Raw genomic sequence first — 16,242 nt, 5'->3', positions numbered from 1 at the left:
TGCCCTCGCAAGGCGCGACCGGCTTGATCGGGTCGCCCTGCACGGCGAAGACCACCGCGTCATGAATGAAGACGATGCCGACAGCGGTCTCGCCGAGGCTCGCGGCCTTGGCCGGGGCGGCGCCGGACTTGGTGTACTGGCTGATGTTCTTGTGCAGGGCCTTGAGATAATCGAAGCCCTTCTCCTCGCCCATCAGCTGCACGACGGTGGCGAGCAGATTGTAGGCGGTGCCCGACGAGTTGGGGTCGGCGACCTGGACGTCGTCCTTCAGCTTGGGGTTGAGCAGGTCGGCCCAGCATTTCGGCTCCGGGATGCCCTTGGCCTTGATCTGCTCGGTGTTGAAGCCGAAACCGAGCGCGCCGGCATAGATGCCGACCGAGCGCTGCTTGGCCGCCTTCCACTGGTCGATCGCCCAGCTGTGCAGCTCCTTGTTCTTGGGCGATTCATATTCCTGGGTCAGCCCCTCTTCGGCCGCCTGGAGATGCGGGTCGCCCGTGCCACCCCACCAGATATCGCCGCGCGGATTGGAAGATTCGGCCTTGAGCTGAGCATAGATCTCGCCCGCCGACTTGCGGGTCATCGCAACCTTGATGCCGGTCTCCTTCTCGAAGGCGTTCGACATCGCGCGGCACCATTCCTCCTGGACGCCGCAATACATGACGAGCGAGCCCTGAGCGCGGGCCGGCGTGGCGGCGAAGGCCGCCGTGGCAAGCGCGGCGAAGAGCCCCGCCTTGAGCCAGGATTTCGTGTGCATGTGAACCTCCCTGTTCGGATCTTTCGTTTCTTGTCGCTTGAGACGAAGCTGAGATGAATTTTTGCGAAAGATCAATGGAATATCGTGCTGGCTAAAGAATCCCGGTGATCTCCTGCAGCGGCTTGGCCAGCCCCGGCGTGCAGCACAGGATCGGATTGCCCTTGGCGATCCCCTCGCCGGCGAAGAAATCGTTGATATGGGCGCCCGCCTCGCCGGCGATGGCGATGCCGGCGGCGACGTCCCAGGCATTGATATGAAGCTCGCCATAGGCGTCGCTCGAGCCATTGGCGACATGGCAGAGGCCGAGCGTGCCCGAGCCGCCGCGCTTCATCGCTGCGCCCGCCGCATAGCCGCGCTCGATCACCTTGAGATAGTTCTGCGCGGGGATGCGGGTCGACCAGCCGAGCTCGACCGAGGCACGGGCGATATCGGTCGCGCCGGAGACCTTGATCGGGTCGCCGTTCAGGGTCGCGCCGGCGCCGCGGCGGGCGGCATAGACCTCCCCCAGGGCCGGCGCGGCGACGACGCCGATCTCCGGCTTGCGGTTCACCAGGAAGCCGATGGAAATGCACCAGTTGCGGTCGCCATGGGCGAAATTCGCGGTGCCGTCGATCGGATCGAGGATCCAGACGGCATCGGACGCCTGGCCGCCGCCCTCCTCGCCGATGACGGTGTCATTCGGGAAGAGCTCCGAGAGCCGGCGGCGGAGGAAATCCTCGACCTTGCCGTCGGCGACGGTCAGCCAGTCCTGCACGCCCTTCATGGTGATGCCGAGCGACTCGCGCCTGGTGAAATAGCCCAGCGCCAGATGGCTCGCCTCGCTGGCGAGCCCGAGCGCCGCGTAATAGCGCAGATCGCGTTCGGCCGGGCTCATCACTTCGCTCCCAGGTCGACACGAACCGGCTTGCCGGTCTGCGCGGATTCGGTCGCGGCATCGGCCAGAATCTGCGCCTTCAGGCCGTCGAGACCGGTCGGCGAGGCTGCAGCCTTGCCGTGGCAGGCGGCGATGAAGGCATCGAGCTCGGCCCGGTAGGCCGCGGCATAGCGCTCCAGAAAGAAGTTCTGCACGGGATCGGCCCGGAAGCCCTGCCCCGTCGCGATCTCGACCGTGGTCTCGTGGATATTGCCGGCACGCAGCATGCCCTTGGAGCCGTGGACCTCGATGCGCTGGTCGTAGCCATAGGTGGCGCGGCGCGAATTGGAGATCTGGGCGATGCGGCCGGAAGCCGTCTTCATGATCACGGCGGCGGTGTCGACGTCGCCGGCCTCGCCGATCGCCTTGTCGACGAGGGCCGAGCCGAGCGCGAAGACCTCGATCGGCTCCTCGGCCAGGAGGAAGCGGGCCATGTCGAAATCATGGATCATCATGTCGCGGAAGAGCCCGCCCGAGCGCTTGACGTAATCGACCGGCGGCGGCGCGGGATCGCGCGAGATCACGGTGACGATCTCGATCGCGCCGGCCTCACCCGCACGCAGACGCTTCTCCAGCGCGGCGAAATTCGGGTCGAAGCGGCGGTTGAAGCCGATCATCAGCGGCTTGCCGGATTTTTCCACCGTCGCGAGGCAGCGGCGGATGCGAGCCGTATCGAGATCGACCGGCTTCTCGCAGAACACCGCCTTGCCAGCGGAAACCGCCTGTTCGATGAGGTCGGCATGGGTGTCGGTCGGCGTGCAGATCAGCACGGCGTCGATCGCGGCATCTGCCAGGATCGCCTCCGTCGTCGTCGCCTTCGCGCCGGCAGCAGCGGCCAGCGAGGCGGCGGCCTCCGGCATCGCGTCGGTGACCGCGACAAGCTCGGCATCGCCGCGCGCGGCGACGTTCAGCCCATGGATGCGCCCGATGCGGCCGGCGCCCAGCAATCCGATCTTCATGGTCTTCGTCATTCCCGTCGTCGCGTCTCTATTAGAAGGGGGCCGATGCGGCTCTGATCCGCCGGCTAGTCGTGTGCGCCCAGAATGGTCTGGTCGAAATCGATATTCGAGCCGGTCATCAGCCCCGACTCCGCGGAAGCGAGATAGGCGACCGCCTTGGCAACCTCGCGCGGATCGATGAGGCGGCCGAAGGGCTGCGAGGCATTGGCCTCCTCCAGCCAGCCATCCTTGGCGTCGTGGCGCAGCTTCATGATCGCATCCTCGCCCGGCGTCGCCATCCAGCCGATATTGAGGCCGTTGACGCGGATGCGGTGCTTCAGGAGCCCATAGGCCGCATTCTTCGTCAGCGCGGCCAGGGCCGCCTTCGAGACGCTGTAGGCCGAGAGGAAAGGCTGGCCGCCATGGGCCGACATCGACTGGATATTGACGACGGCGCCGGGCACGTCCTGCCGACGCATCAGATCGGCCGTGCCCTGAATCAGGAAGAAGGGCGCACGCAGATTCACCGCCATGATGCGCTCGTAGAGCGCGGGCGACGTGTCGAAGATCGTGCCGCGATCGGTATCACCGGCGGCATTCACGAGAATGTCGAGATGGCCGAAGGCCTGCTCGGCCGCCGGCACGACCTGCCGGACCGCATCGAGATCGGCAAGATCGACCTGATGGAAGCGCGCATCGCAGCCCGCAGCGCGCAGGCTTTCCGCAACGGCCTCGCCCCGCGCCGCATTGCGCCCGGTGAGCAGGAGCCCGCGCGCACCACGTGAGGCAAATTCGCGAGCGATCGCCTCGCCCAGCCCCTGGCTGCCCCCGGTAACGATGGCAACCCTGCCGTGAAGATCACGGCCGAACGAACCAGCTTGCGACAACGACCCGCCTCCCGACGCGAAACGGCAGGAATTTTTTAGACCTCCCGCTAGTTGGAATAAATATTCCATTCTCGGCATGACCGAGTCAAGCCGAGGCGATCATCGGCCTGTCAAACCCAATGCCCGCCACGCGTGCATGACAGAATCCGCCTCAACGGATCATTGCGAAACCACCGCCTCGCGCGGGGGAGCGGCCGGGCCGGGCCTCCATTTTTTGGAGCTGCGCAACATTCTCAACGGAAAGAAAACTGTCGTCTTCTCCGCTCGACCAGCATAATGTTGCAACCGCTGAGTAAAATGCGGCACATTCATGCAATGACCGGTGTTCTGGAACCCGGCAGGCGCGCATCTGTCCCGCGCTGCACAGTTGACGCTTTCGTTGGCACATGCCTTGCTGAGGCATCAACGAGAACACGGCGCGAAGGCGCCGGGGATGAATTTTGTCTTATCGGTGGAGGCTTCGATGAAAGAGCAGGAAATCCGCGGCTTGGTCGCGGATGTGAAGGATGGTGCGCTGTCGCGGCGCTCCTTCATGCAAAAGATGATGGCGGTGGGCATCAGCGCACCGCTCGCCAGCCAGATTCTGGTCTGGAACGACGTCGCGATGGCCCAGCCGGCCGACGACTACAAGCCGACCAAGGCCGGCGGCGCCGGCGCCCTGAAGATCCTGCTCTGGCAGGCCCCAACCCTGCTCAACCCGCATTTCGCCTCGGGCACCAAGGACCAGATCGCGTCCCGCATCTTCTACGAACCGCTCGCCGGCTGGGACGAGGACGGCAACCTGATCCCGCAGCTCGCGGCCGAGATCCCCAGCAAGGAGAACGGTGGCCTGGCCGCTGACGGCAAGTCCGTCACCTGGAAGCTGAAGAAGGACGTGAAGTGGCATGACGGCAAGCCGCTGACGGCCGACGACGCCGTCTTCACCTGGGAATATGCCGCCGACCCGGCAACCGCCGCCTATACGACCGGCTCCTACAAGGACATCAAGGTCGAGAAGGTCGACGATCACACCATCAAGGTGATCTTCAAGGAGCCGACGCCGTTCTGGGCCGACGCCTTCGTCGGCGTCGCCGGCATGATCATCCCGAAACATCATTTCGGCGAGTACAAGGGCGCCAAGTCGCGCGAAGCCCCGGCCAACCTGAAGCCCGTCGGCACCGGTCCCTACAAGTTCGCCGATTTCAAGCCGGGCGACATCCTGACCGGCACGCGTAACGAGAACTACCACGTCAAGAACAAGCCGGCATTCGACACGGTCGAAGCCAAGGGCGGCGGCGATGCGGTCTCCGCGGCCCGCGCAGTGCTCCAGACCGGCGAATACGACTACGCCTGGAATCTCCAGGTCGAGGACGAGGTCCTCAAGCGCATGGAAGCCGGCGGCCGCGGCCGCGTCCTCACCGCGCCGGCGGGCGATATCGAGTTCATCATCCTGAACACGACGGATCCGTGGACCGAGGTCGATGGCGAGCGCTCCAGCGTCAAGACCAAGCACCCGACCCTGACGGACCCGGCCGTGCGCCAGGCGATCAACCTGCTGATCGACCGCGAATCGATCCAGAAGTTCATCTACGGCCGCGGCGGCACCGCAACCGCGAGCTTTACCAACGAGCCGAAGCGCTTCAAGTCGGAGAAGCTCAAGTACGAGTTCAACGTCGACAAGGCCAACAAGATCCTCGACGACGCCGGCTGGAAGAAGGGCTCCGACGGCATCCGCGAAAAGGACGGCAAGAAGCTCAAATACGTCTACCAGACCTCGATCAACGCGCCGCGTCAGAAGACCCAGGCCATCATCAAGCAGGCCTGCCAGCGCGCCGGCATCGATCTGGAGCTGAAGTCGGTCACCGCTTCGGTGTTCTTCTCGTCGGACGTCGCCAATCCCGACACCTACACCAAGCTGTACTGCGACATCGAGATGTATACGACGACGCAGACGCAGCCGGATACCGGGCTGTTCCTGAACCAGTGCGTGTCCTGGGAGATCTGCAACAAGGAGAACAAGTGGCTGGGCCGCAACGTCTCCCGCTACTCGGATCCCGAGGCCGACAAGGCCTATAACGCGGCCAAGACGGAGCTCGATCCGGCGAAGCGCGCCGCGCTGCTGATCAAGGTCAACGAGATCTTCTGCGAGGCCAATATCCTGCTGCCGATCCTGTCGCGCCCACGCGTCGTGGCGGCGGCGAACAACCTCAAGCCGCAGACTTCCGGCTGGGATTGCGACACCTGGAACCTTGCCAGCTGGTATCGCACCTGATCATTAAGGACCGCTCCTGCCGAGCGCCCCGGCGCGCGGCAGCACGATGACCTGCCGGCCTGCACCGCTGTCGCTCACCCGACCATGCAGGCCGGCAGTTTCTTCTTCGCATTGACCGCGGCCTGGCCGCGCACAGGACGACTTCATGGCGACATATCTGTTGAGGCGGTTGCTGATAGCCATCCCCAGCCTGCTCGGGATCAGCGTGATCCTGTTCACGATCCTGGCGCTGGCGCCGGGCGACCCCTTCTCGGAAATGGCGACCAATCCGAACGTGCCTCCCGAGGTGCGCGAGGCCATCCGCGCCAGCTTCGGCCTGAACGACCCGATCTTCGTGCGTTATCTGCGCTGGCTGTCGAACATGGCGCATGGCGACTGGGGCTTCTCCTTCGCCAGCCGCATCAATGTCGACCAGCTCATCCTGCAGCGCGTCCCGACCACGCTCTTCGTCGTCGGCTCCTCGCAGATCCTGGCGCTGTGCATCGCGCTGCCGGTCGGCATCTATGCGGCGACGCGGCCCTATTCGGTCTTCGACCAGATCGCCAACACGCTCGCCTTCGTCGGCTTCTCGCTGCCGACCTTCTTCACCGGCCTGCTGTTCATCCTGCTTTTCTCAGTCACGCTCGACTGGTTCCCCTTCGTCTACCGCTCCGACGTCGCGGCGACGGGCTGGCGCTGGTACTGGGAGATGTTCCGCCAGGCGATCATGCCCATCATGGTGCTCGGCCTGTTCCAGGCGGCATCCTATACGCGCTATGTCCGCTCGGCCGTGCTCGACGTCATCCGGCTCGATTACGTCACCACGGCGCGCGCCAAGGGCCTCAGCGAGCGCAAGGTCACGCTCCGGCACATCACGCGCAACGCGCTGATCCCGGTCGTGACGCTGGTCGCGCTGCAGATGCCGGCCGTGTTCGGCGGCGCCATCGTGACCGAGCAAATCTTCCGTATTCCGGGCATCGGATCGCTTCTGATCGACGCGATCCTCGCTAACGACACCCCGGTGATCATGGCAGTGACTTTCGTCTTCTCCTGCCTGGTCGTTATGTTCAATCTCATCGCGGACCTTCTTTATGGCTGGCTCGACCCTCGCATCTCCTTCGGCTAATCCGGCCGGAGGCGCCGCCGCGGCCGCCGTATCGGTCTCGCCGGCGCGTGAAACCTGGCGGCGCTTCCGCCGTCACAAGCTCGCCATGGCAAGCACGGTCGTGCTCGGCCTGCTGGTGCTGGGCGTCATCGTCGGCCCCTGGCTCTGGCCGGTGGCGATCAACGACATCGACTTCTCGGCGCAGCTTCAAGGCCCGTCCTGGGCGCACCCGTTCGGAACCGACGATCTCGGCCAGGATATCCTGGCGCGCATGATGTATGGCGGGCGCATCTCGCTCGCCGTCGGCCTCGCGGCGATGATCGTCGCGACCACGGTCGGCGTCATCATCGGCGCGCTCGCCGGCATGTCGCGCAAATATGCCGACCCCGTGCTGATGTGGGTGACGGACCTGTTCCTGTCGCTGCCGCAGCTGCCCCTGCTGCTCCTGGTGATCTATCTCTTCCGCGAGCAGCTCAAGGCGGTGTTCGGCGTCGAGGGCGGCGTCTTCGTGCTGATCGTCGTCGTCATCGGCGGCCTGCGCTGGATGCCGGTGGCCCGTCTGGTGCGCGCGCAGTTCCTCTCGCTGCGCGAGAAGGAATTCGTCGAGGCGGCCCGCGCCCATGGCGCGACCAAGGCGCGCCAGATGTTCAACCACATCCTGCCCAACGCGCTCGGCCCGGTCATCGTCGCCGCGACGATCGAGGTGTCCTCGGCGATCATCGCCGAATCGACCCTCTCCTTCCTCGGTCTCGGCTTCCCGCCGGACATCCCGACCTGGGGACGTCTGCTGTTCGACGCCAAGGACCAGCTCGACACCGCCCCGCACTGGGCGCTGTTCCCAGGCGCCGCGATCTTCCTTACCGTGCTCTCGATCAACTTCATCGGCGACGGCCTGCGCGATGCGCTCGACCCGCGTCGCGTCATCTAATCCAGGGAAGGGCTAGACATGACCTCACCGATCCTGACCGTTTCGAACCTCACGACCTCCTTCCGGGTCGAGGGCAAGTGGAAGTCGGTCGTCCGCAACATCTCCTTCGACATCAAGCCGAAGGAAACGCTGGCCGTCGTCGGCGAGTCCGGCTCCGGCAAGAGCGTGACCGCGCTGTCGATCATGCGCCTGACCCCGCCGCAGTCGAGCAAGATCGAGGGTTCGATCAAGCTCAACGGCAAGGAACTCCTGACCCTGCCGGATGCGGATATGCGCCATATCCGCGGCAACGAGATCGCGATGATCTTCCAGGAGCCGATGACCTCGCTGAACCCCGTGCTGACCATCGGCTTCCAGATCGCGGAAGCCCTGATCCTGCATCGCGGCCTGTCGCGCTCGGAAGCCGAGGCCGAGACGATCCGCCTGCTGGAGAAGGTCCGGATTCCCGCGGCGAAGTCGCGCTTTCACGAATATCCGCACCGCTTCTCGGGCGGCATGCGCCAGCGCGTGATGATCGCGATGGCGCTGGCCTGCAAGCCGAAGCTGCTGATCGCCGACGAGCCGACCACCGCGCTCGACGTGACCATCCAGGCGCAGACGCTGGAGCTGATCAAGACGCTGCAGGAGGAGGAAGGCATGTCCGTCCTCTTCATCACCCACGACATGGGCGTCGTCGCCGAGATCGCCGACCGCACGGTCGTCATGTACAATGGCGATGAGGTCGAGACCGGCGCGACCGAAGACATCTTCCGCAACCCGAAGAAGCCCTACACCAAGGCGCTGATCTCGGCCGTGCCGCGGCTCGGCTCGATGATCGGCAAGGAGCGCCCGATGCGCTTCCCGGTCGTCGACCGCAATACCGGCGAGTCCGACGTGCCGGTCGAGGTTCCCGATACCGTCAAGGCGGCCGAACGCCCGGTGCTCGAAGTCGCCGGCCTGACCACGCGCTTCGAGATCCGCGGCGGCCTGCTCTCCTCGGTCAAGGGCCGGGTGCATGCGGTCGAGAACGTCTCCTTCAGCCTGATGGCCGGCGAGACGCTGGCGCTGGTCGGCGAATCCGGCTGCGGCAAGTCGACGACCGGCCGCTCGGTGATGCGCCTGATCGAGCCGCTCGCGGGCTCGGTGCTGCTCGACGGCGTCGACGTGCTCAAGCTCAGCCAGCATGACCTGCGCGAGCAGCGCAAGCGCATGCAGATGATCTTCCAGGACCCGTTCGCCTCGCTGAACCCGCGGATGAACGTGGGCACGGCGGTCGCCGAGCCGCTGCTGATCAACAACCTCGCCAGCCGTTCGGAAGCGCGCGACAAGGTCGCCGACCTGCTCAAGCGCGTCGGCCTGCAGCCGGACATGGCCAACCGCTTCCCGCACGAGTTCTCGGGCGGCCAGCGCCAGCGCATCTGCATCGCGCGTGCGCTCGCGGTCGAGCCGCGCCTGATCGTGGCGGACGAGGCGGTCTCCGCGCTTGACGTCTCGGTGAAGGCGCAGGTGGTCAACCTGATGCTCGACCTGCAGGCCCGCATGGGGCTGGGCTATCTCTTCATCTCGCACGACATGGCGGTGGTGGAGCGCGTCAGCCATCGCGTCGCGGTGATGTATCTCGGCGAGATCGTCGAGATCGGCCCGCGCGAGGCGATCTTCCAGAACCCGCAGCATCCCTACACCAAGCGCCTGCTCGCGGCGGTGCCGATCGCCGATCCGGCCCGACGCCTGCAGAAGCGCCCGGTCTCGAACGACGAGATCAAGAGCCCGGTCCGTCCCGCCGACTACGTCCCGCCGGTGCGCCAGTACCGCGAGGTCTCGCCGGGCCATGCCGTGATGATCTGGGGCGAGGAATGGGAGAAGAAGGACCCGGCCGCGATCGCGGCCTGAGCCTTCCAAAGCCCGAAACGATCAGCCCGCGGCTCACGCCGCGGGCTTTTTGTTGTGCGGGCTAACGTGCAGACCCGAAAGGTTGGCCCGCGCTTTTTTGTAAAAATTATTTAGAATCAAATGCTTACAGAGTTAGACTGCAGAAATACTCAGTCCACTTCCCTTGCAGCGTGAAACATGGCCTGCAAGGGGCGTTGCCAGATATCGCGCATGTCGCTCTCCGAGGCTACCACACGGAGACTGCTCAAAGGCCTCGTTGTGTAAGGCTTTTCTGCACGACCGTTCGACCCACTCGAACAGAGCAATCAGCATAATGCGATGGACAGCATAATCCTTCTCCGACTAGGTCGGAGGAGAAGAAGGTTCTCCTATGTCCATCCACTCCCCCGCTCCCTTGCCCGCACCGTCCAGCTCTCTTCTGCGGAGCGCGGGACGCATCCTGCCCGGCTTCGCGCTCTGCGCTTGCATCAGCACCGTCGCCTTCGGGCTGGAGCATCTCGAAGCCCTCGCCACAGGCCGCGCCTGGCTGGAGGCCCTGGTGCTGGCGATCCTGATCGGCACGGCCATCCGTACCGTCTGGACGCCCTCCGATCGTTGGCGCCCGGGCATCGCCTTCTCGGCGAAGATGGTTCTGGAAATCGCCATCGTGCTGCTCGGCGCCTCCCTGAACGTGGCGATGATCATCGCCGCCGGGCCTGCCCTGCTCGCCGGGATCGCGGTCGTGGTCGCGATGGCGCTCGTCTCCAGCTTCCTGCTCGGCCGGGCGCTCGGGCTGCCGAAGCGCATGGCCGTTCTGGTCGCCTGCGGCAATTCGATCTGCGGCAATTCCGCCATCGCCGCCGTCGCGCCGGTGATCGGCGCCGACGGCAAGGATGTCGCGGCCTCCATCGCCTTCACCGCGGTGCTCGGCGTCCTGGTCGTGCTCGGGCTGCCGCTTCTGGTTCCGATCCTGAGCCTGACCGAGACCCAGTATGGCGTTCTCGCCGGCCTCACGGTCTATGCCGTTCCGCAGGTCCTGGCCGCGACCGCGCCGGTTGCGGCGGCGAGCGTCCAGATCGGGACCCTGGTGAAGCTCGTCCGTGTCCTCATGCTGGGACCCGTCGTGCTTGCGCTCTCCGTGCTGGGGCATCGTTTGCGGGAAGACACCGAGGCAAGCGGCGCTCGGCCGGCTTCGCGGCGGCTGGCCGTCAACAAGCTCGTGCCCTGGTTCATCATCGCCTTCCTCGGCATGGCGGCCTTGCGCAGCCATGGCCTGATCCCGGAGGTCATGCTTGCCCCGATCGCCAAGACCGCTGGCATTTTCACCATCATCTCGATGGCGGCCCTGGGCCTGGGCGTGGACGTCCGTGTCGTCGCCCGTGCCGGCGGGCGGGTCACCGCGGCGGTCACCCTGTCCCTGATCGCGCTGACGGCCATCAGCCTCGGGCTCATCCGCCTGCTCGGCATTGCCTGAGCGCGAGCGGCTGCACCGCGGACATTCGACAGGATCAACCCGCGGCGCAAGCCGCGGGCTTTCTCGTGGGCTTGACCATGCTCCGGCTGAGTGGCGAGCCTTTCGCCGGGCAGCTGTCGCCTTTCGACCGGATCAGGCGGCGAGGCGCGCGCGGGTGCGCAAGATCATCAACGCCGCCTCCGCGGCCTCGCGACCCTTGGTGACGAAATGCGCCCGGTAGATGTCGCCGTGATGCGCGCCGTCGCGATAATGATGCGGGGTCAGCGAGACCGACAGGACCGGCACGCCCGAGTCCAGGCCAGCGCGCATCAGGCCATCGACCACGGCCTGCGCGACGAATTCGTGGCGGTAGATGCCACCATCGACAACCAGCGCCGCTGCGGCGACGGCCGCATAGCGACCCGTGTTTGCGAGGTCGCGGGCCAGCAGCGGCATCTCGAAGGCGCCAGGCACGTCGAAGACATCGACCTGATCGGCGGGAATAACCTCACAAAAGCCCTTGAGCGCCTGATCGACGATATCGGCGTGCCAGGCGGCTTTGATGAAGGCGTAACGGGCGAGTGTCATGGTGATCTCCTTTCGCGACAGACACGTCACCCAAGGCGATCACGAGCCAGCGCCGCGCCGGAAGGCGCGGACGGCGGACACGTTCTCTTTCATCCGGACTGTGACCGTCGGCTCAGGCCTCGCACCTGATCTGCTGACCCCTCCCGAAGGAGGGCGCTCGCGGGCTCACGGCCGAGGCCGCATACCGCCGGTGGGGAATTTCGCCCCGCCCTGAGAACGCGGTTACGGTAATACGTTCGCGGAGAAGGCGACAAGAGCCTCCCGGCATTTAGTCCGGGATGCGCTCCCAATCCTTGAGCCAGGGTGCGGCCGACGCGTCGCTCGGCGCGCGCCAGTCGCCGCGCGGCGAGAGCGAGCCGCCGGACGACACCTTCGGACCGTTCGGCACGGCCGAGCGCTTGAACTGGCTGGTCTCGAAGAAGCGGCGGATGAAGACGCCGAGCCAGCGCTTGATCACCGGCAGGTCATAGGCGACGCGCTTGGCCGCCTCCATGTTCGGCGGCCAGTCCCCTGCCCCGGCATCGCGCCAGGCATGCTCGGAGAGAAAGGCGATCTTGCTGGGCCTAAAGCCGTAGCGCGTCGTGTAGAACAGGTTGAAATCCTGCAGCGCATAGGGGCCGACGAAATCCTCGGTCTTCTGCGCGGGCTTGTCGCCGTCGCCCGGCACCAGCTCCGGCGAGATTTCGGTCGCGAGGATGTCGAGCATGACGTCCGACGCCTCCGCCCCGAAGCGGCCGGACTGGGCGACCCAGCGGATCAGATGCTGGATCAGCGTCTTCGGCACCGAGCCGTTGACGTTGTAGTGCGACATGTGATCGCCGACGCCATAGGTGCACCAGCCAAGCGCCAGCTCCGACAGATCGCCCGTGCCCATCACCAGCGCATTATGTCGGTTGGCGAGACGGAAGAGCACGGAGGTGCGCGCACCGGCCTGCACGTTCTCGAATGTAATATCGTAGACGGGCTCGCCCGCGGCGAAAGGATGCCCGATATCGACCAGCATCTGCCGGCAGGCCGGCGTCATGTCGATCTCCTCGGCGCTGACACCGAGCGCCCGCATCAGGCGCCAGGCATTGTCCTTGGTGTCCTTGCTGGTGGCGAAGGCCGGCAGGGTATAGGCGAGGATGTTTTCGCGGGGCAGGCCGAGCGCATCGAAGGTATGGGCCGCGACGATCAGGGCCTGCGTCGAATCGAGGCCGCCGGAGACGCCGATCACCACCTTTTCCAACCGCGTGCTCTCCAGCCGCTTGCGCAGGCCATGCGACTGGATGTTGTAGGCCTCGAAGCACAGTTCGTTCAGCCTTGCGTCGTCGTTGGGCACGAAGGGGAAGCGATCGACCTCGCGGGCAAGGCCGAGATCACTGTCGCGATCAGGCTCCAGCGCGAACTCGATGCGGCGGAAGCCGAGCCGGTCACGGTTGAGATCGGCACTGTCGCCGAAGGTGTTCTGGCGGATGCGGTCCATCGCCAGCCGTTCGAGATCGATATCGGCGAGGATGAGCTGCGGCTCTGCGGCGAAACGCTCAGCCTCGGCCAGGAGCGCGCCGTTCTCGTAGATCATCGCCTGCCCGTCCCAGGCGAGATCGGTGGTCGATTCACCCGTGCTCGCGGCAGAGTAGGCGTAAGCCGCGATGCAGCGGCCGGAATGGGCCTTGCAAAGGGCGTGACGCCAATCGGACTTGCCGATGGTGACGTTCGAGGCCGAGAGATTGAGCAGCAGTGTCGCGCCGGCAAGCGCGGCATAGGACGAGGGCGGAATCGGCGTCCAGACATCCTCGCAGATCTCCATATGGACGGTGAGATCGGGAATGTCGGTCGCCGTCAGCAGAATGTCGGTGCCGAAAGGCACCTCCTGGCCGCAGAGCTCGATATAGAGCGCGGCAGCCCGCTCGCCCGAAGCGAACTGGCGGCGCTCATAGAATTCGCGGTAGTTCGGCAGATAGGTTTTCGGCGTGGCCGCGAGGATGCGGCCGCGATGGATCGCGATCGCGCAATTGAACAGCCGCCCATCGACCCGCAAGGGCGCGCCGACCACTGCGATGCAACGCATACTCCGGCTTTCCGCGACGAGCCGCGCCAAGGCCTCCTTGACCGCATCGAGCAGGGCGTTCTGCTGCAGCAGGTCGTCGATCGCATAGGCGCTGATGCCGAGCTCCGGGAACAGGCAGAGCGAAGCGCCGCCCTCTTCCGCCCGCCGCAGCAGGGCAATGGTCTCGGCGACGTTGAAGGCCGGATCGGCCACCTTCAAGCGCGGCGCAGCGCAAGCGATGCGAACGAGACCGTGAGCGTGGATGTTGCGGAAACTCATGCAGTCCTCTCACAGCGAACCCCGCTCCGCGATCGTCCGCCGAGCAAAGTAGGCATCATCATAGGCTGTCCACCCGGCTACCGGCAGAGCTGCTTCGTCGGGACAAGGCTGCATATATGAAGCATGCTCGATCTTCAGCAGGGAACTGTTCAGAATCGCACGCGTATCTTCGGTGCTGAAGGAGTCACGACCATGCGATCATTTCTGCGAGCCATCGCCCTTGCGGTATTCGCATTCTGGGCGGCGCAAGCGAACGCCTTGCCAATTACCGCGATGCAGGTCGATTCCGGCGTCACGCAGGTCCAACTCCAGTGCACGGCGGCAAGCTGCATCGATCCTCGGACCGGCGTCTACACGCAATCGACGTGCGATCGCTATGGCTGCCGACCAAGCAGCGGACCTGTCGGCCGCATCGGGGGCGGTGGAGGATATGGCGGGGGAGGCTACGGCGGCGTGCCAGGTTATGGCGCTCCTCCGCCTCCCCCGCCGCGCCAGTGGGGTGGTGGTTATGGCGGAGAAGGCTTTGACTGCAACCCGAGCCGCTGCATCGACGGGAACGGGCGCGTCTGGGAAAGTACCTGCAACCGTCGTGGCTGCCGCCCTCTCCGGCCTGCCCGTGGGTCGCGCTGGTAGTCACGACCATATCGCCATTGCCATCAAGCAATCGACGTTTCAGCCCGAATCGACCGGATAAGGGCTGAACTTCGGATACCACGGGAGCAACTGCGCGCTGTTGAAACTGGGCCGATCGTTCAGCAACGTTTACATCGCTTCGCCGTATCGGATGGTTGTCGCTGGTTGACATCTTTCTAAGGCAGCGGCAAAGCCACCGGCAAACGCTGCTTGCCGCGCTCCACGGCGCCATCTCACTCAGAAAGCCGGTCATGTCCTCATCGCCGATTGCGTCGCCTGTTTCCGACAGGACGGAGAAGCTGACCGAGCAACTCGCGCGCATTACCACCAAGGACTACCGGATTGGCATCATCGGCCTCGGCTATGTCGGCATTCCGCTGGCTCTGACCGCCTGCAAAGCCGGTTTCAGGGTCGTCGGCTTCGACATCGACGCCAAGCGCGTGGACCAGATCAATCGCGGCGAGAGCTTCATCAAGCATATCCCGACCGAGGCCATCGCTGCGGCTCGCCAGGAAGGACGCTTCCGGGCCACGATCGATTTCGACGAACTCCGCGACGTCGATGCCATCATCATCGCCGTGCCGACGCCATTGACCAAGCATCGCGAACCCGATCTCAGCTATGTCGAGGCGACGGCACGTGCGATCGCGCCCCGCCTGCGCAAGGGCCATCTCGTCGTGCTGGAATCGACGACCTGGCCCGGCACGACCGACGAGATCATGCGCCCGATCTTCGAGAAGACCGGCCTGAAGAGCGGCGTCGATTTCTACCTCGCCTTCTCGCCCGAGCGCGAGGACCCCGGCAATCCGGATTTCGGCACCTCGACCATCCCCAAGGTCGTCGGCGGCGACGGTGCGGATGCGCTGGAGCTCGCCAACGCGGTCTACAGCGCCCTCGTGGTCAAGACTGTTCCCGTCTCCTCCTCGGCCACGGCCGAGGCGGTCAAGCTGACCGAGAACATCTTCCGCGCCGTCAACATCGCGCTCGTGAACGAGCTCAAGGTGATCTACGGCAAGATGGGCATCGATGTCTGGGAGGTGATCGACGCCGCCAAGACCAAGCCCTTCGGCTTCATGCCGTTCTACCCGGGTCCCGGCCTCGGCGGGCACTGCATCCCGATCGACCCGTTCTACCTGACCTGGAAGGCGCGCGAGTTCGACGTCACCACCCGCTTCATCGAGCTTGCCGGCCAGATCAACACGGCGATGCCGCATTGGGTGATCGACCGCGTCGCCGAGGCGCTCGACCGCCAGCAGGGCCGTGGCCTGAGCAAGGCGAAGATCCTGGTGATGGGTATCGCCTACAAGAAGAACATCGACGACATGCGCGAGAGCCCCTCGCTGCGCCTGATCGAGTTGCTCGAGGAGCGCGGCGCCAAGGCCGACTACCATGATCCGCATGTGCCGGTGATCCCGCCGACCCGCGAGCATGCCAACCTGACCGGCCGCGTCTCGGCCGTGCTTTCACCCGAGACGATCAAGGGCTATGACGCCGTGCTGATCGCGACGGACCATGACGCAGTCGACTACAAGGCGCTCGTCGCTGCCGCCCGCCTCGTCGTTGATACGCGCAATGCCTGCGCCAAGGCCGGCCTGACCGGCGACAATATCGTCAAGGCCTGAGCCGGGACGCCCCAGGAAACGCCAGAGACCACATC

Annotated in this window: 12 protein-coding genes and 1 riboswitch; of the genes, 6 read left to right on the top strand and 6 right to left on the bottom strand. The window is 65.3% G+C overall.

Features of this window, described 5'->3' with window-relative positions; translation table 11 throughout:
- From Q0Q36_RS18750 to Q0Q36_RS18735, 4 genes are all read right to left on the bottom strand, one after another.
- On the bottom strand, positions 1-658 hold a 658-nt coding region (locus Q0Q36_RS18750; RefSeq protein ID WP_293800271.1), incomplete at its 3' end, for an ABC transporter substrate-binding protein.
- 187 nt (positions 659-845) lie between these two features.
- Complete coding sequence (locus Q0Q36_RS18745; protein WP_293800269.1) at positions 846-1,628, bottom strand: inositol monophosphatase; 783 nt, start codon at positions 1,626-1,628, stop codon at positions 846-848.
- Positions 1,628-2,638: an inositol 2-dehydrogenase gene (gene iolG, locus Q0Q36_RS18740; RefSeq protein WP_293800267.1), complete on the bottom strand. Its 1,011-nt coding sequence runs from the start codon at positions 2,636-2,638 to the stop codon at positions 1,628-1,630. The genes Q0Q36_RS18745 and iolG overlap by 1 nt, the downstream gene beginning before the upstream one ends.
- A gap of 53 nt (positions 2,639-2,691) precedes the next feature.
- Positions 2,692-3,492 (bottom strand): SDR family oxidoreductase, encoded by an 801-nt coding sequence (locus Q0Q36_RS18735; RefSeq protein ID WP_293800265.1) that lies wholly within the window; start codon positions 3,490-3,492, stop codon positions 2,692-2,694.
- Between the two features lie 463 nt (positions 3,493-3,955).
- Here Q0Q36_RS18735 and Q0Q36_RS18730 point away from each other — a divergent pair, with 463 nt between their 5' ends.
- The 5 genes from Q0Q36_RS18730 to Q0Q36_RS18710 all read left to right on the top strand — a co-directional run bounded on the left by Q0Q36_RS18730 (position 3,956) and on the right by Q0Q36_RS18710 (position 11,077).
- Complete coding sequence (locus Q0Q36_RS18730) at positions 3,956-5,743, top strand: peptide ABC transporter substrate-binding protein (RefSeq protein ID WP_293800263.1); 1,788 nt, start codon at positions 3,956-3,958, stop codon at positions 5,741-5,743.
- Between the two features lie 145 nt (positions 5,744-5,888).
- Positions 5,889-6,848 carry an ABC transporter permease gene (locus tag Q0Q36_RS18725; RefSeq protein ID WP_265057679.1) on the top strand — a complete coding sequence of 320 codons (960 nt, stop codon included), beginning with the start codon at positions 5,889-5,891 and terminating at the stop codon, positions 6,846-6,848.
- Positions 6,814-7,755 carry an ABC transporter permease gene (locus Q0Q36_RS18720; protein ID WP_265057678.1) on the top strand — a complete coding sequence of 314 codons (942 nt, stop codon included), beginning with the start codon at positions 6,814-6,816 and terminating at the stop codon, positions 7,753-7,755. The genes Q0Q36_RS18725 and Q0Q36_RS18720 overlap by 35 nt, the downstream gene beginning before the upstream one ends.
- Before the next feature lie 18 nt (positions 7,756-7,773).
- Complete coding sequence (locus Q0Q36_RS18715) at positions 7,774-9,624, top strand: ABC transporter ATP-binding protein (protein WP_293800261.1); 1,851 nt, start codon at positions 7,774-7,776, stop codon at positions 9,622-9,624.
- A 370-nt stretch (positions 9,625-9,994) separates the two neighbouring features.
- A complete protein-coding gene (locus tag Q0Q36_RS18710) occupies positions 9,995-11,077 on the top strand; it encodes a putative sulfate exporter family transporter (protein WP_293800259.1) in 1,083 nt (360 codons plus the stop codon).
- A 132-nt stretch (positions 11,078-11,209) separates the two neighbouring features.
- Here Q0Q36_RS18710 and Q0Q36_RS18705 read toward each other — a convergent pair whose 3' ends face one another.
- Positions 11,210-11,644: a 6,7-dimethyl-8-ribityllumazine synthase gene (locus Q0Q36_RS18705; protein WP_293800257.1), complete on the bottom strand. Its 435-nt coding sequence runs from the start codon at positions 11,642-11,644 to the stop codon at positions 11,210-11,212.
- 77 nt (positions 11,645-11,721) lie between these two features.
- Positions 11,722-11,866, bottom strand: a riboswitch (FMN riboswitch).
- Between the two features lie 46 nt (positions 11,867-11,912).
- A complete protein-coding gene (locus Q0Q36_RS18700) occupies positions 11,913-13,952 on the bottom strand; it encodes an NAD(+) synthase (protein ID WP_293800255.1) in 2,040 nt (679 codons plus the stop codon).
- 884 nt (positions 13,953-14,836) lie between these two features.
- On the opposite strand from Q0Q36_RS18700, the gene Q0Q36_RS18695 reads away from it, so the two are divergent.
- Positions 14,837-16,207, top strand: coding sequence for a nucleotide sugar dehydrogenase (locus Q0Q36_RS18695; protein WP_293800253.1), 1,371 nt, complete (start codon positions 14,837-14,839; stop codon positions 16,205-16,207).
- Positions 16,208-16,242 lie beyond the last annotated feature (35 nt).

The organism is uncultured Allobosea sp. (assembly GCF_945957345.1).
In the GTDB taxonomy this organism is placed as follows: domain Bacteria; phylum Pseudomonadota; class Alphaproteobacteria; order Rhizobiales; family Beijerinckiaceae; genus Allobosea.
This window is presented reverse-complemented; position numbering and strand designations above follow the sequence as displayed.

Excerpts from the sequence above, each read along its gene's own strand:
- Q0Q36_RS18745 (WP_293800269.1), bottom strand. The coding sequence starts at position 1,628 with ATGAGCCCGGCCGAACGCGATCTGCGCTATTACGCGGCGCTCGGGCTC.
- iolG (WP_293800267.1), bottom strand. The coding sequence starts at position 2,638 with ATGACGAAGACCATGAAGATCGGATTGCTGGGCGCCGGCCGCATCGGG.
- Q0Q36_RS18730 (WP_293800263.1), top strand. The coding sequence starts at position 3,956 with ATGAAAGAGCAGGAAATCCGCGGCTTGGTCGCGGATGTGAAGGATGGT.
- Q0Q36_RS18725 (WP_265057679.1), top strand. The coding sequence starts at position 5,889 with ATGGCGACATATCTGTTGAGGCGGTTGCTGATAGCCATCCCCAGCCTG.
- Q0Q36_RS18720 (WP_265057678.1), top strand. The coding sequence starts at position 6,814 with ATGGCTGGCTCGACCCTCGCATCTCCTTCGGCTAATCCGGCCGGAGGC.
- Q0Q36_RS18715 (WP_293800261.1), top strand. The coding sequence starts at position 7,774 with ATGACCTCACCGATCCTGACCGTTTCGAACCTCACGACCTCCTTCCGG.
- Q0Q36_RS18710 (WP_293800259.1), top strand. The coding sequence starts at position 9,995 with ATGTCCATCCACTCCCCCGCTCCCTTGCCCGCACCGTCCAGCTCTCTT.
- Q0Q36_RS18705 (WP_293800257.1), bottom strand. The coding sequence starts at position 11,644 with ATGACACTCGCCCGTTACGCCTTCATCAAAGCCGCCTGGCACGCCGAT.
- Q0Q36_RS18700 (WP_293800255.1), bottom strand. The coding sequence starts at position 13,952 with ATGAGTTTCCGCAACATCCACGCTCACGGTCTCGTTCGCATCGCTTGC.
- Q0Q36_RS18695 (WP_293800253.1), top strand. The coding sequence starts at position 14,837 with ATGTCCTCATCGCCGATTGCGTCGCCTGTTTCCGACAGGACGGAGAAG.